Consider the following 14,745-nt stretch of genomic DNA (forward strand, 5'->3'; position numbering starts at 1 on the left):
GAAAGAATCAAGGAGGGGTGAGAGGGCGGAGTGATGGAAAACAGTGCAGAGATAAGTTTCATGGGATTTACGCGGATGGATTTGGAAAGTGCAGTATGTTTCCTCTGTGCGGTTGTTTTTTCACTTTTTCTGATGGTCTTTTCCTGGCAGGATTTTCATAGAAAACGGATACGCGTAAGCTGGCTATATGGATTTGGAACGGCAGGAATGGCGCTTACGATGATACGGTGTGTGCTGTCGGTTATAAAAGATGGATGGGATTGGAAAAAAAGTGTGTTGCAGATAACGGTATGGCTTTTGGGAATGCTGCCGGGGATTTTTTTGTTCTGGATGGAGCGGCAGACGAAAGGTGCGGTCGGACTGGGAGATGGCTGCTTTTTTCTGATCACTGGGTGCTATCTGGGGGGATGGCGGACGCTTGAACTTTTGATGGGAGCTGTATTTGTGAGCAGTCTGGCAGGAGGTGTCTGGATGCTTACGGCACTGCTTGGCGGAAAGGGGAATGGTCTATGGGAGAAAATGCGGAAAAAGAAGTTGCCATTTCTGCCGTGTGTGCTTCCGGTGTGGATTTGGATGCTGATAGCATCTCTTGGATGAAGCGGGAGGTTTCTGCCAGTTATACGGTGGAAGCCTCGTTTGTGATGGCGGTTGCATTCTTTTTTATCGCGGCACTGTTAAATGGAGTGTTTGAGGTGCATGGCAGGATTACGGGGCGTTTTGTCCTGCAGGAGGCGATGGAATGGTGCCTGTATCGGGAGGAAAAAACGTTGCGGGGAGATGGAATGACTGTGGGGGAGATAAGCAGCAGAGCTGGACAGCGCCTGCATGGATTCTTCCGGTGCGGAGATGCAGTTTTGACGATCCGGGAAGATGGGGGAGACTTGGACGGAAGGGTAAAGAGCAGTACAGAGACGGAGATATCCCTGCGCGGACAGGAGCCGGAGCGGGCGATCCGTTTGCTGACAGTGTTGGAAAATGCAGAGTGATGGAGGATACGGGATGGAGATTCGGTACAGCCGGGAAATGAATCATAATTATATGATAATCGAAGCGCCGGAGGAAGAAACGGGCTATGCGGTACAGATGCTGTCGGCGAATGCCATCGAAGGGCTTTTGAAGTTCCGGGTCCGCCAGACGGAGGAGGCGAGAGAATATTATTATGAGATAACGTCGAGACAGCCACTTAGACGGGTGTTGGAAAAGCGGACCTTGTCGGGACAAGAACTCCGGTCGATTCTGCTTGGTGTGTTGGCGGTTCTGAAGCGGGTGGAAGAGTACCTGTTAAAAGAGGAACAGCTTTTGCTGGATCCGGAATATCTGTATCTGGAACCCGATCATTTTACTGTGGAATTATGTCTGGTTCCGGGGCATCGGGAAGAGGCGCCGCAGGCGCTCTCAAAACTGCTGGGGTATCTTCTGGAACGTGCGGATCATCAGGATCGGGAGGCTGTTGTATTAGCTTATAATCTGTACCAGATTAGTCTGCGGGAGAATTACGGAACGGCAGATCTGCTGCGCCAGCTTTCGGGGGAAGATCGGATCTTTTCGGCAGAAAAACGAAACGAGGATGAGGGGGATCCTGAGACGGCGGGAGTGTGGGCGGATCGGCAGGAGTGGCTTGAAGCGGAGCAAAATCGGAGGGATACGTTGGAATCTGGATCTGGGAAAATGGCTTTTGACACTCAAACGCCAGCCAGGAAGGATTGGAAATATAGGCAGGAAGCGTTGTATCAGGAGAAAACGACGAAAAAGAACCTGGAGTCGGTAGAGAATTCAGATGAAGTGGGGGAAAAGTCTGAAAGGGCAGGTGGAAAACAAAAGGGACAATGGCAGAACAGGTGGATAAAGGTACTTGGAAGCGTGGTGGCAGCTGGCATTGTGTATTGGTACGTGACAGGAGAAATGGATGTATGGCTGTATGCAATCAGCGGCGGCATCGGGGGAATCGTGTTTTTGAGGGAGACGTTGGCAGCCCGTAGAAAATGGCAGGTATATGGTGGCAGGAAGAAAAATCGAGGTCAGGGAGAGGATAGAGAGGAAAGCACGGAGGTGGATCTATCATATCAAGACTGGCATCAGACAACGCCTGAAAACCGCTGGCAGGTCTATCCGGAGAGTGAAGAAGCTTATCGGCAGGAACTTCGAAGAGAAGAAGAAGCACAGATAGAGCGGGCGAGAGAAGCGGGGACTACGCTTCTGTCTGCCTCAAAGAATGGGGAAGGAACGGTGCGCTTAGAGCCGGTGGAAGCCGGAGGAACAGTGATTCAGATTTCCTATATTCCATTTACACTTGGAAAACATCCGGGGCTGTCGGACGCATGTATTGACCGTCCGACCGTCAGCCGTCTTCATGCGCGGATCGATCAGAAGGAGGGCGTATACATTCTGACAGATCTCAATTCAACCAATGGAACATCGGTCAATGGCTATCCGCTTCAGGCAAATGAAACAGTCAGTTTGGGGAATGGGGATTCCATTTATTTGGCGGATGTCGGATATAAATTTTGGGAACACCGATAAATTGTCTGAAAATATGAAATAATAACCAAAAACACGAAATTGATGTGAATTATTTTGCAAGTACATCAATTTCGCGTTTCTGCAAATTTACATAGAACAAGCCATGGGGATATGCTATAATAAAGGCACTTGACATGGAAGTTTCAAGCCAAGTGACAAAAGAAAATACCGCTTTTCCAGGGAATGGAGAAGCATAGAGAGAAGGAGAGACCGACATGACAGACAAAGAATGTATTTTTTGTAAGATCGCTGGCGGAGAGATTCCATCCTCAACGGTTTATGAAGATGACGATTTTCGTGTGATTCTGGATTTAGGACCGGCATCGAAGGGACATGCGCTGATTCTGCCGAAGCAGCATTTCAAAGATTTATGTGAGCTGGATCCGGCGATTGCGGCCAAAGCTCTTCCATTAGCTGGAAAGATTGGTGCGGCGATGAAGAAAGCACTGGGCTGCACGGGTTTCAATGTGGTTCAGAACAATGGCATATCCGCAGGACAGACTGTTTTTCATTTCCATGTACACATTATTCCGAGATATGAAAATGGACCGGATATGGTGACATGGGCGCCAGGAAAAGCAACGCCGGAAGAGCTGGCAGAAATTAGCAGCTCCATCCGCGAAGAACTGACGCGATAGGAGTTTGGATATGCACCATGAGAATGAAAAAATGGCGCTTTTTGAAGCGCTTTACAGAGAGTACCTGGTACCGCTGAAGAAATATGCGTATAGAATTGGAGTAGGGTACGATGACATTGAGGATATGGTGCATGAAGCTTTCATTGAATATTACAAGCGCTATTCGTTAGATCTGGATCATAAAGTAAAGTTGGTTTTACTGATCCGCATTTTACGGAGCAAGTGGATCGATAACCGGAGGCAGATGCGGCGCCGCGAGATGCTGCATCTGGAAGATCCGGATGCGGAAGAAGAGATTATGAACCTTCTTTTGGAAGGGGAGATAGGAATTCAGCTTCTGGATCAGGAGGTTATCGATAGGGATATCTATTGGAACGTATGGAAGATTGTCAAATCTATGAAGAAGGACTGGCGGGATGTTTTGATTCTCCGTGTTCTGGAGGGCTTGACGGCGGAAGAAGCCTGTGCGGTTTTGAAAATCAAATCAACGGTATGCTGTACACGTCTTTACAGGGCAAAAGCAGAATTGCAGAAGCGCGTGTTGAGGGCAAAGCTGTTTGATATTTAAAAATCACATCGAAGCAGAGCCGTTTCGAATCTGTCCGATGTGATGATAAGCTTACATATTCAGTGTTTTAGTCTTGTACTATACAAACGTAGCAATGCTACTAACTGCGTGTGCAATCATGAATCAGCCCCATGATGGTTTTGACAGCATTGTTTAAGTGGCTTTCAGACATTTTATCAATGAACTGCTGGCGATTTTTATAGGTCTCTTCGATTGCCTGGCTGAGAGTATCTGCGGTTAAAACTTCTTCTTCCAGAACGGTGCTGAATCCCTGTTTTGCAAAGGAGTTGGCATTTAAGATCTGGTCGCCGCGGCTGGCAGCAGCCGACAGAGGGATCAAAATGTTCGGTTTGCGGAGTGCCAGAATTTCGCAGATGGAATTTGCACCCGCGCGGGAGATGATCAGATCTGCCGCTGCAAAGAGATGGCGGAGTGGTTTATCCACATACTCATACTGAACATATCCTTCGGTGCCGATGAGAGACTCATCGAGATTGCCTTTTCCGCAGATATGTATTACCTGATAGGTTTTCAGAAGCTGCGGAAGAATGCCGCGGACAGCCTGATTGACCGTGACGGAGCCGAGACTTCCGCCGATGATCAGAATTACTGGGAGATCGGCAGAAAGATGGGCGTACTGGAGTCCCGCCAGACGATCCCCGTGCAGAAGCTCTTCACGGATCGGGGAACCGGTCAGAACCGCCTTATCTTCCGGAAGATATTTAAGTGTTTCCGGAAAGTTGCAGCATACCTTAGAAGCGGCTGGAATACAGATTTTATTTGCCAGTCCTGGGGTCATATCGGATTCATGGATGATGACAGGCACTTTATAATGCTTGGCAGCCAGAACGACCGGAACAGCGACAAAACCGCCTTTGGAAAAGACGATATCCGGTTTGTATTTTTTCATAAGCTTGCGAGCCTCAAAGTATCCTTTCAGAACGCGAAGCGGATCTGAAAAATTCTTAAGGTCAAAATAACGGCGCAGTTTTCCCGATGAGATTCCATCGTAAGGGATGCTGGCTGCCTCGATCAGGCGGCGCTCAATGCCGTTATAAGAACCAATATAGTGAATCTCAAAGTCTTCCTCGCGCAGTGCCGGAAGCAGGGCGAGATTCGGTGTAACATGACCTGCAGTACCACCGCCGGTCAGAATGATTTTTTTCATAGTAGTTTCCTCCACACATCAGCCGCTGGTTACGGTGTGAGGGGACAACCATAACCTGAAAACAACTGTTTTTATGCTTTATCATACCCGCAAAGGGTTACATTTAGTATAGTAAACGGAAAAAAAGAAAAGTCAACCTAAAAGTTAGGACGAGGACAGAGAGGAGGGATAAAAAGTGAGCAGAAGCCGGCGCGGAAAAAAAGCTGGAGAAGATGCAGAGCGCCTGCTGCAGGAAGCGTTTGGAGTCAGCGAAGATCAGCTGTTGAAGGATTTTATCCTTGCACAGACGGAAGTAAAAGACAGCGACATACCTCCAGAACCAGAAGACGGCTTTGAGAGGTTGATGGCAAAGTTAGAAGCGGAGGTGGGAACAAGCCCGGAAAGTGAAAAAGAATCATCCAGCGAGAACATTGTCAAACTGCACGAAGAAGCTCGCAAACCACGCCGGCTGAAAACGATTGTGAAAGTCTCTGTAGCAGCCGCCGCTATCGCAGTGATGGTTGTGGCGATGGGGATTTCGGCTGGGGCGAAGAGGGAGTATCGGTATGTGGTTAGAGAAGAGGGGAGTGTGCGGAGTGATATTGTATTGAATAATGTGGATATGATTCAAACAGAAGATGCATTAGAAAAAGCATACACAGAAATAGCGAAAAAGACCAAAATCCAAGCGATTAGATTTGCATATATACCTGAAAAAATGCATTATATTAAAACAGATATAGCAAGTACCCGAGTTGTAATGTATTTTGAATATGATAAATATAGGGTAAAGATAATTCAACAGTTTCGGGATGGCGGAAATTCAACCAATATTATTTCTGATCGAAAAAAAGCAATGAAAGTGCATAATGACCTTTTGAATGAAGATATTAATATTCAACAGGCTAAAATAGATAGTGGAGAAATGGAATATAGCTCCATAGTGATAAAGGGGGCTACATACTATCAAATTTCAGGAATTATGCCTCAAAAAGAGTTTAAGAAAATAGTAGAAAATATGTATTTAGAGAAGTAGTACGGAGGGTTTATGAGAAAAAAATTAGTTTCATTTATTTGTGCGGCAGTTATGATGGCAGCAATACCAATGCAGGCTAATGCAGCGGAATTGACGAATGTTAATGGGGTTTCGATCGAAACAGCTGATTATAGTGATTCATATTTTTTGGAAGATGGATCCGCAGAAGGAATTGCAAAAGGTATAGAACAGAGAGGAAGTATCATTGATACAGCAACGGTTCAGATAAGTAATTTGGGAAAGGGAGATATTGGAATTATTATCGAAACATTAGCGCATGTAGAGTGTGATAAAATCAAAAATATTGCAATACTGCAAAGACAAGAGGACGGTAAATGGGTGGAGGTTTCAAGATATATATATGATGCCAAAAAAGAAGATTTTCCAACAGAAGATTTATCAGGAATGACAAATGAATTTACTGTGAAAAATCAAAAGACGGGTTATTATTATAGAGTGGTTGGCGTCCATTACGTTGAATCAAATGGAAAAGGGCAGTCTTTCATGACCAAAACAGATGGAATCAAAATCACCGAATACGGCGACTAATTCTAAACGGGGACCGTGTTACTAAATCTATATTTACAATACTAAATAGTATGAAAAAAGCGATCACATAAATACCCCCACCTGCAACCATCCAGGAATTTTTGGATTCAAAATTCCAGATGTTTTCAGGTGGGGGTTCTTAAACGGTTTTTCATTATGCCAACAGGCGTGAAAGAATCTCCTCAAAGATTCCTATTTCACGTTCGCCTTATACTCCTTCAACGCCTGTGCCAGCTGATCCGGGCAGGAAGTTGGGCGGAAGCCGCACTGGATGCCTTCGATGCGGGAGATTGCCTCGTCAATATCCATGCCATCGATCAGGCGGGCAACGCCCTGTGTGTTGCCGGAGCAGCCGCCGACGAACTGCACATTCTTTACTTTATTATCTTCTACTTCAAAATTAATCTCACGGGAACAGACTCCCTTTGTCTTGTATGTCATGGTAAAACCTCCTCAAAATGGTATGTGTTTTAATCTGCTGTGGCGGGAATCCACCGCAGTAAAATGATTATAGTCTGCCAGTAAAGGTGTTGTCAAGATAACAAAAATCCAGTATACTCATGAAAAGATACGGTGTTACTGTTTGTACAAGGTATACATGGTAACGATGCGGCTGCGCTATTATAAAGTAAATGAACGATTTTCAAATGGAAAATGATGGTGCAGGCACACACTGACTGTAGAGCCGAGTCAGCCAATGGATTTGAGGAAAGAGATGCAGGGGTATAAGCGCAGAAGATCAAATAGTAAGAATTTCTTTTTCTATAAATCTATAAAAGAAAGGCAGAAGAATAAAGAACAGAAAAACAGGAGGGCAAACAGATGTTAGGAATCATCGGAGCGATGGATGAAGAGGTGGCTCAGATCAAGGAGAAAATGACGGATGTTACCGTGACAAGTGTAGCCGGTATGGATTTTTATCAGGGCAAACTGGGCGGAAAGGACGCAGTTGTGGTTCGCTCTGGTATCGGCAAGGTAAATGCAGGTATGTGCAGTCAGATTCTGGCGGATCGGTTCCATATCAGTGCGATTGTGAACACAGGTATCGCCGGTTCCCTGCGTGCAGAGATCAACATTGGCGATATCGTTGTATCGACGGATGCGGTGCAGCATGATATGGATGCGAGCGGATTCGGATACCGGATCGGACAGATTCCGCGTGTAGATACCTTTGCATTTGAGGCGGATGAGAAGCTGCGCGAGCTGGCGATTGAGTGCAACCAGAAGGTAAATCCGGAGATTCAGGCATTTCCGGGACGCGTGGTAAGCGGCGATCAGTTTATCTCGGATAAGGCAAAAAAGGAGTGGTTGATCGAGCAGTTTAGCGCAAGCTGTACCGAGATGGAGGGCGCAGCGATCGCACAGGCGGCATATTTAAACGGAATCCCGTTCCTGATCATCCGTGCCATTTCGGATAAGGCAGATGACAGTGCGGGTATGGACTATGCGGCATTTGAAGCGCAGGCGATCAAGCATTCGGTAAACCTCTTATTAGAGATGGCATCTCGTTATGAGGCATAATTAAATTCATAAGCACGAAAATTTGAAAAACGGCACACCGCATTCTCGTTACTTTCGTGATGAGTTAGGTGTGCCAAATTTTTTGCAAAATACAGAACGTGTGTTTGCCATATGTGGAAACATATGGTATAATTTAATGATATTGCATGCTTAAACACCCATTAAAAATCGAATTAAGGCAGAATTTGACGAACGATTTTCCCCTTTCTCATCTTCACAAAGACTCTTTCGGCGGATATAATAAAGCCACGATGCAGGCGGGATTTGACAGGCGCAAAAAGCAGAATGCAAAAAGCAGATTGTAAAAAGCAAATTGCAAGAGATAAACTGCGAAGCGCCTAAACCTGACCTGTGGCAAGCCACCCGGAAGTGATCCGGAAGTAGAGAAAGGGGAGCTTTTTTATGCTGGAATTTTTACAAACTGGAAAAGCGCTGTCCGTTCTTGCGGCAATCGGAATGATCGGATTTGTCAGCAAGTTGATTACACGGAGCCTCTACAAAAGATTATTAAAAGAAACTGACAACATGGCGATGACCCGGAACAAGAATCTTCAAAATCTGAAGCAGCGGTTGGAAAATACCTGCCGCCTGGGACAGAACATCGTGAACACGCAGGCATATCTGGACAAGCAGATTGACGGATTTTCATTTTTACATATTTCGCTGGATGCGTGGAACGGCGTGTCAATGGAAATGGTGCTTTTAGGGCTTCTGACCGGAGCAGCGGAGGCATTTCTGGCATACTGGTATGAGCTGGATGCGAGCTATATTGTGCTGTATGCGTCGGCAGCTGTCATGAGCGGTCTGTTTCTGGCATTTATCGAGAGCTGTTTCCAGATTGACCAGAAACAGCAGCGGCTGGAAACGGCGCTTTTGGAGTATGTGGATAATTCGGTGTTTCTTCGGGCGGCACGTGAGAAGGAGACACGCGGACAGGAAATGTCCGGAGCTTCTGGTGTATCCGGCGGAATTGCTGGCGTGGACTCGAATGTGCGGGAAATGCCGAAATGGCTGCAGAGTACTCCGCGGGCAGATCGCGGCGTGAGTGGTCGGGATGGTGCTGAAACGGATAACCGGGATCTGGGAGAAACGGAGTTTGAAAAAGGAAAATCGCGGACAGCGATGAGAGTGAATCCGTTCCGTGAGCGGGATGCACGGGCACAGAATCTGATGCGGGCAGTTCGCACTGCACCGCGCGAACCGGAGGAACGGGACAAGCATGAGACAGATGGGCATCTTACGGATCGCCGGATGGTATCAGGAAATGAAACGGAAAACAATACGGGTCCCAGGCAGGAAGCGAAGGAGCGTCCCGGCGACAAGGAAATGGAGTATTTGAAGCAGAGCCTCGACCAGATTGCAGCAAGCCGGGATACGCGGAAAACACGAAATGGCGAGGCAAATGCGGGTGACTGGATGAAAGGTTTGAGCCGCGAGGAGGCGCAGGTTCTGGGGGATATTATGAGGGAGTATTTATCGGGGTTGTAAATGATGATTCCAACTGAAAACTGGTTGCACACGGGTGTCCAGATTGCTATAATAAAGATAAGTTAAGTTTTTGACAAAGTAATCACGCCGCCTGCGGACGGCTGAAATGCAAAGGAGAGGAAACATATGGGAAAAGATGTGATCTTTGATTATTCAAAAGCAGCTGCATTTATTCATGAGGAAGAGATCGCCGGTATCAAGGCGGGCGTGCAGGCGGCAAGAGAGACGCTGGTAGAAAAGACCGGCGCGGGCAATGATTTTCTTGGATGGATCGACCTTCCGGTGGACTATGATAAGGAAGAGTTCGGACGCATCAAAAAAGCGGCGGAGAAGATTCAGAAGGATTCCGATGCCCTGCTGGTAATCGGTATCGGCGGTTCGTATCTGGGCGCAAGAGCGGCGATCGAGTTCCTGTCCCATAGTTTTTACAATAATCTTCCGAAAGAAAAAAGAAAAACACCGGAGATTTACTTCGTTGGCAACAGCATCAGCAGCAAATACATCCATGATCTGATGGATTTGGTCGATGGAAAAGATTTCTCTATCAATATTATTTCCAAGTCCGGTACGACAACGGAGCCGGCGATCGCATTCCGTGTATTTAAGGAGATGCTGATTGAGAAGTATGGTAAAGAAGAGGCAAACAAGCGAATCTACGCGACGACAGACCGGGCGCGGGGCGCACTCAAGAATCTGGCAAATGAAGAGGGCTACGAGTCCTTCGTGGTTCCGGATGATGTTGGCGGTCGTTTCTCCGTCCTGACGGCAGTCGGTCTGCTTCCGATCGCGGTCAGCGGCGCGGATATAGATGCGTTGATGCAGGGCGCGGCAGACGCGAGAAAGAATGCACTGGAGACTCCGTTTGAGAAGAATTCTGCTCTGTTATATGCGGCGGTCCGCAACATTCTGCTCCGGAAGGGCAAACAGGTCGAGATTGTGGCAAACTATGAGCCGAGCCTGCACTATGTATCGGAGTGGTGGAAACAGCTCTACGGCGAGAGCGAGGGCAAGGATCAGAAAGGTATTTTCCCGGCAGCGGTTGATTTAACGACCGATCTTCATTCGATGGGTCAGTTCATCCAGGACGGCGCGAGAATCATGTTTGAGACAGTTCTGGAAGTGGCTGAATCTCCGGCGGAGATCATTTTGAAGAAAGAAGATGTTGACACGGACGGTATGAACTATCTGGCTGGCAAGAGCGTGGATTTCGTCAACAAGAGTGCGATGAACGGCACGATTCTGGCACATACCGACGGCAGTGTGCCGAACCTGAAAGTGACGATCCCGGCGATGGATGCGTACAGCTTAGGACAGCTCTTCTATTTCTTCGAATTTGCCTGCGGCGTCAGTGGATACCTTCTGGGCGTCAATCCGTTCAACCAGCCGGGCGTAGAGAGCTATAAGAAAAATATGTTTGCATTGCTTGGCAAACCGGGCTATGAGGAAGCGAGAGAGGCGCTGCTTAAGAGACTGTAAGGGGCAGGTCTGTAAAAGAATATGCGTTCTGCGGCGTTCACTCTGGCATGTTTCATGAAGGAAACTGCAGCCCGGATCTAAAAATAGAAAACGGAACATAGAATAAAAAACGCTTTTATCAGCAAAAACTGATAGAGGCGTTTTTTGTGTGTAATAGGAAATTTCTTGGAATTCCCCATTACACAAAAAGGCACATTCTTTTATGCCGCAGAACCTCGAAAAAACAATTTTCAAAAATTATAGATAATTTTTACATAAATCGCCTCCTGCATTTTACAGACCATCTTTAAGATAGAATCTGGACACAGCACAAGTGATTTGACAGAAGAGAAGCGCGGCAAAGGACTCCCGATCACGATTTTGACATAGATGGCTGGTTCCAAGGTAAGAGAGACTGGGAGATGGGACACCGCAGCAGGAGGAGAACGAATGAAGGTAAGTATGAGACGTCTGATGGCGCTTGCGATGGCAGGCACGATGACATTGATGGCAGGATGCAGCCAGGCATCCAGCTCGGCGACAGGAAGCAGCGACACACAGATCGCGTCCGGAGAGAGCGGGGCAGAGAAGACGGCATCCGGCGATAAAACGGTGATTGAATACTGGCACTGTAACGCAGAAACCCAGGGAGGTCTGGTCGTAGACGATCTGGTAAAGAAATTTAATGAGGAAAATGACCACATCGAGGTAGTAGCGAAATACAACCCGGATATGTACAAAGGTCTGATGCAGAACCTGCAGGCGGAAGCGGCGACCGGAAATACACCGGCGCTTGTTCAGATTGGCTGGGCATTTCTGGATTATTTCTCCAATAACTTTGACTATGTGGCGCCGCAGGATGCGATTGATAAATTCGACAGCGAGGATGCAAATTTCTTAACCGACAATTTCCTTCCAAATGTCTTAGACCTGGCAGTCAACAGCAACGGCGAGCAGGTCGGAATCCCGTACTCCTTAAGCAGCCCGGTTCTCTACATTAATAAAGATCTCTTAAAAGAAGCGGGCCTTTCCGAAGATGGACCGGAGACCTGGCAGGAAGTACAGGAATTTGCCGAGGCAGTCAAAGAGAAGACAGGAAAATATGGTTTCTATATGCAGGAACCGGCAGACTTCTGGGCGCAGCAGGCATTGGTTGAGAGCGCGGGAGCGGATATGTTGACTGCGGATGCATCCGGCAAGAAAAAAGCAAGCTTTGCAACCGAGGACGGCATTGCGGCAATGCAAATGATGCAGGATATGGTAAAAGATGGTTCTGCCCTTCATGTTTCATGGGAAGAGGGCTGCCAGAGCTTTATCGACGGCAACTGCGCGATGCTTTACACCACCATTGCGAGACGCGCTTCCGTACAGAAGGGGGCACAGTTTGACGTAGCAACTGTGAAATCCCCGCTGTGGAACGACAAGGAGCGCAAGGTTCCGGCAGGCGGCTGTTTCTTAGCCATCACCGCGCAGAGCGACGAGCAGATTCAGGCGGCATGGGAGTTTGAAAAGTATCTTTACAGCGTAGAATCAATGGCAGCATGGACCGAGGGAACCGGTTATGTACCGCCGAGAAAAGATGTGGCAGAGGCAGAAAATGGATTGAAAGATTTTCTGGCTGAGAACACAATGATGAATGCAGCGATTGAGCAGATGGACGGCGTTGTATCATGGACCGCATTCCCGGGCGATGCAGGCCTTGAGGCAGAGCAGCTTCTTCTGGATATGAGAGACCAGATTCTGGGCGGTCAGGTATCTGCGAAAGATGGTATGACGAGCACACAGGATGCGATCAACCAGCTGCTGGATGCACAGTAGGGACAGGCAGCCTGACGCTTGGAACAGCTTTCGGGTGGCAGAAAAATCATTACAAAATTTAGGACAGAAATGAGAATGGGGTTGTTGCGGAATAGCAGAACGTGTTTTGGCAGAATGGACTGCGTGCAGATAAGACGCAGGAAGCGGCCGGAGCGCGAAAGAGCTGTTTGGCGGCAGCCCCTTCATAAAATGCAGGCTCAGGGTCTTTCCAACACCTGCTGTTGTGGCTGGGCAGGCGCCGAAAGATTCCGATAGTACATTAGAATGGAGGAAATAGTTTGAATCGGGAGGACAAAAAACAGGCAGCGCTTGGATATGTTTTTTTGCTGCCGTCGCTCGTCATGTTTGCGGTATTTATGTTTTATCCGCTTTTTTACACGCTGTATTTGAGTTTTTTTGAGTGGAACATGGTAAAGCCGGTCAAGAAGTTTGTGGGACTGGGGAATTATATTTCCGTTTTGAAGGATCCGAATACATGGAAAATCTTTGGCAATACATTCTGGTACATCGTGATTCTTCTGGTGTTTAACTTTGTGATGCCGTACATTTTATCATTCATTCTTTCGTGCGTCATCAAAAAGGGACAGAGTTTTTACAAGGCGGTTTTTTTCCTGCCGAGTGTGATTTCGCTGGTCGTCGGCTCGATTCTGTATACATGGATTCTGAATCCGATTTCGGGTCCGGTCGCGATTGTGGCAGGCTGGTTTGGGCTGAAACTGCCGTTTTGGTCGAAAACGGAGGGCTGGGTCATCGCGGTACTGTGCATTATCACGACCTGGAAGACGTTTGGCTACAATTTCATCAACATTCTGGCGGGCGTCTCCGGTGTCTCAATGGAGGTCATCGAGGCGGCGCGTCTGGAAAATGTGCCGATGTGGAAGATTTTTAAGGATATCGTCGTGCCGATGAGTTCTGCAACTGGGATCTATGTGTTTATTACGACGATCGTGCAGGGACTCCAGTATGTGTTCACGCCGATCAAGGTCGTCACACAGGGAGGACCGAACTATGCCAGCTCGAACCTGATTTATATGTCGTACCATGAGGCGTTTACACTCTATAAAACAGGAACTTCCTCGGCGGTATCGGTCATGACGATGGCACTCTTTATCATTCTTTTGGTGCTGGAATTCCGGTTTGTAGAAAAGGGGGTTTACTATGAAAACTAAAGACAGACAGATCGGCTGGCATCTGTTTCTGGTGGTGGTCGTTTTCCTCCTTCTTATGCCGATCGTATTTGCAATTTCCAACTCTTTCAAGACGATGCAGGAGGCGTTCAACACAGTTTTTCAGGTGATTCCGCTGCATCCGACGCTGGAAAATTACCGGCATGTATTTGACAAACTGCCGTTTGTGAAAATCACGCTGAATACGTTTCTGATTGCATCGACGGTCACGATTTTTAAGACAATCACGGGACTTCTGGCGGCGTATGCGTTCGTCTATTTCCGGTTTAAGGGAAAAGGATTTTTGTATTTTATTATGTTAAGCACGCTGTTCATCCCGTTTACGGTCACGATGATTCCAAATTATCTTCTGATCTCTAAGATCGGTCTGCGCGATCGCATCTGGGGCGTCGCACTGCCGCAGCTGGCGGATGTGCTGGGAATTTTCCTGCTGCGCCAGGCAATGCGTGGAATCCCGCTGGCACTCATTGAGGCGGCGCGGATGGAAAATATCCGGCACATGAAAATCATGCGCGACATTGTGATTCCGCTGGTGCGTCCGTCCATCATTTCCACCGGCATCATTTTCTTTATCAATTCGTGGAATGAATATGTGTGGCCGGTGCTGATCTTAAAATCCAAGGAAAATTATACGCTGTCGCTGGCATTGCAGATGTACATCAGTGCCGAGGGCGGTACGGAATTTACGATCGCGATGGCGGTGTCGGTGCTCACGATGCTGATTCCGCTGGTACTGTATATCATTTTCCAGCGCTATATCGTCAATACATTTGCGGCGTCTGGATTGAAGGGATAACGGGAGATTGCGCTGGACATAA

The 14,745-nt window shown here is 47.5% G+C and carries 15 protein-coding genes; 13 read left to right on the forward strand and 2 right to left on the reverse strand.

What is annotated here, in order from left to right; translation table 11 throughout:
• Positions 1-33: 33 nt before the first annotated feature.
• The 5 genes from DW739_RS11670 to DW739_RS11690 all read left to right on the forward strand — a co-directional run bounded on the left by DW739_RS11670 (position 34) and on the right by DW739_RS11690 (position 3,726).
• Positions 34-597: a prepilin peptidase gene (locus DW739_RS11670; protein ID WP_117796599.1), complete on the forward strand. Its 564-nt coding sequence runs from the start codon at positions 34-36 to the stop codon at positions 595-597.
• The gene (locus DW739_RS11675) at positions 594-986 is read left to right on the forward strand and encodes a hypothetical protein (protein ID WP_117796600.1); all 393 of its coding nucleotides are present in this window, start codon (positions 594-596) and stop codon (positions 984-986) included. The genes DW739_RS11670 and DW739_RS11675 overlap by 4 nt, the downstream gene beginning before the upstream one ends.
• Before the next feature lie 13 nt (positions 987-999).
• A complete protein-coding gene (locus tag DW739_RS11680) occupies positions 1,000-2,520 on the forward strand; it encodes a DUF6382 domain-containing protein (protein ID WP_118743100.1) in 1,521 nt (506 codons plus the stop codon).
• 215 nt (positions 2,521-2,735) lie between these two features.
• On the forward strand, positions 2,736-3,158 hold the full coding sequence (locus tag DW739_RS11685) for an HIT family protein (protein WP_107001757.1): 423 nt from the start codon (positions 2,736-2,738) through the stop codon (positions 3,156-3,158).
• A gap of 10 nt (positions 3,159-3,168) precedes the next feature.
• Positions 3,169-3,726: an RNA polymerase sigma factor gene (locus tag DW739_RS11690; RefSeq protein ID WP_227589698.1), complete on the forward strand. Its 558-nt coding sequence runs from the start codon at positions 3,169-3,171 to the stop codon at positions 3,724-3,726.
• Positions 3,727-3,826: 100 nt separating this feature from the next.
• Here DW739_RS11690 and DW739_RS11695 read toward each other — a convergent pair whose 3' ends face one another.
• Positions 3,827-4,894: an undecaprenyldiphospho-muramoylpentapeptide beta-N-acetylglucosaminyltransferase gene (locus DW739_RS11695; RefSeq protein WP_107001756.1), complete on the reverse strand. Its 1,068-nt coding sequence runs from the start codon at positions 4,892-4,894 to the stop codon at positions 3,827-3,829.
• Positions 4,895-5,069: 175 nt separating this feature from the next.
• Between DW739_RS11695 and DW739_RS11700 the strand changes: the two genes are divergently transcribed.
• Positions 5,070-5,909: a DUF4367 domain-containing protein gene (locus tag DW739_RS11700; protein ID WP_107001755.1), complete on the forward strand. Its 840-nt coding sequence runs from the start codon at positions 5,070-5,072 to the stop codon at positions 5,907-5,909.
• Between the two features lie 12 nt (positions 5,910-5,921).
• Positions 5,922-6,458, forward strand: coding sequence for a hypothetical protein (locus DW739_RS11705; RefSeq protein ID WP_107001754.1), 537 nt, complete (start codon positions 5,922-5,924; stop codon positions 6,456-6,458).
• A 192-nt stretch (positions 6,459-6,650) separates the two neighbouring features.
• Here the strand turns inward: DW739_RS11705 and DW739_RS11710 are convergent, their stop codons facing one another.
• Positions 6,651-6,899: a TIGR03905 family TSCPD domain-containing protein gene (locus DW739_RS11710; RefSeq protein ID WP_022360027.1), complete on the reverse strand. Its 249-nt coding sequence runs from the start codon at positions 6,897-6,899 to the stop codon at positions 6,651-6,653.
• 381 nt (positions 6,900-7,280) lie between these two features.
• On the opposite strand from DW739_RS11710, the gene DW739_RS11715 reads away from it, so the two are divergent.
• The 6 genes from DW739_RS11715 (at position 7,281) to DW739_RS11740 (ending at position 14,723) form a co-directional block, all read left to right on the forward strand.
• Positions 7,281-7,979 carry a 5'-methylthioadenosine/adenosylhomocysteine nucleosidase gene (locus tag DW739_RS11715; protein ID WP_022360026.1) on the forward strand — a complete coding sequence of 233 codons (699 nt, stop codon included), beginning with the start codon at positions 7,281-7,283 and terminating at the stop codon, positions 7,977-7,979.
• 402 nt (positions 7,980-8,381) lie between these two features.
• Positions 8,382-9,467 (forward strand): hypothetical protein, encoded by a 1,086-nt coding sequence (locus DW739_RS11720; protein ID WP_118743101.1) that lies wholly within the window; start codon positions 8,382-8,384, stop codon positions 9,465-9,467.
• Positions 9,468-9,593: 126 nt separating this feature from the next.
• Positions 9,594-10,943 (forward strand): glucose-6-phosphate isomerase, encoded by a 1,350-nt coding sequence (locus tag DW739_RS11725; RefSeq protein WP_118743102.1) that lies wholly within the window; start codon positions 9,594-9,596, stop codon positions 10,941-10,943.
• Positions 10,944-11,372: 429 nt separating this feature from the next.
• Entirely contained in the window at positions 11,373-12,740 is a 1,368-nt protein-coding gene (locus tag DW739_RS11730; protein WP_107001752.1) for an ABC transporter substrate-binding protein, read from the forward strand.
• Positions 12,741-13,018: 278 nt separating this feature from the next.
• Positions 13,019-13,909 carry a sugar ABC transporter permease gene (locus DW739_RS11735; RefSeq protein WP_022360022.1) on the forward strand — a complete coding sequence of 297 codons (891 nt, stop codon included), beginning with the start codon at positions 13,019-13,021 and terminating at the stop codon, positions 13,907-13,909.
• Positions 13,899-14,723 (forward strand): carbohydrate ABC transporter permease, encoded by an 825-nt coding sequence (locus DW739_RS11740; protein ID WP_107001751.1) that lies wholly within the window; start codon positions 13,899-13,901, stop codon positions 14,721-14,723. The genes DW739_RS11735 and DW739_RS11740 overlap by 11 nt, the downstream gene beginning before the upstream one ends.
• Positions 14,724-14,745 lie beyond the last annotated feature (22 nt).

The organism is Clostridium sp. AM28-20LB (assembly GCF_003480665.1).
Lineage (GTDB): Bacteria > Bacillota > Clostridia > Lachnospirales > Lachnospiraceae > Otoolea > Otoolea fessa.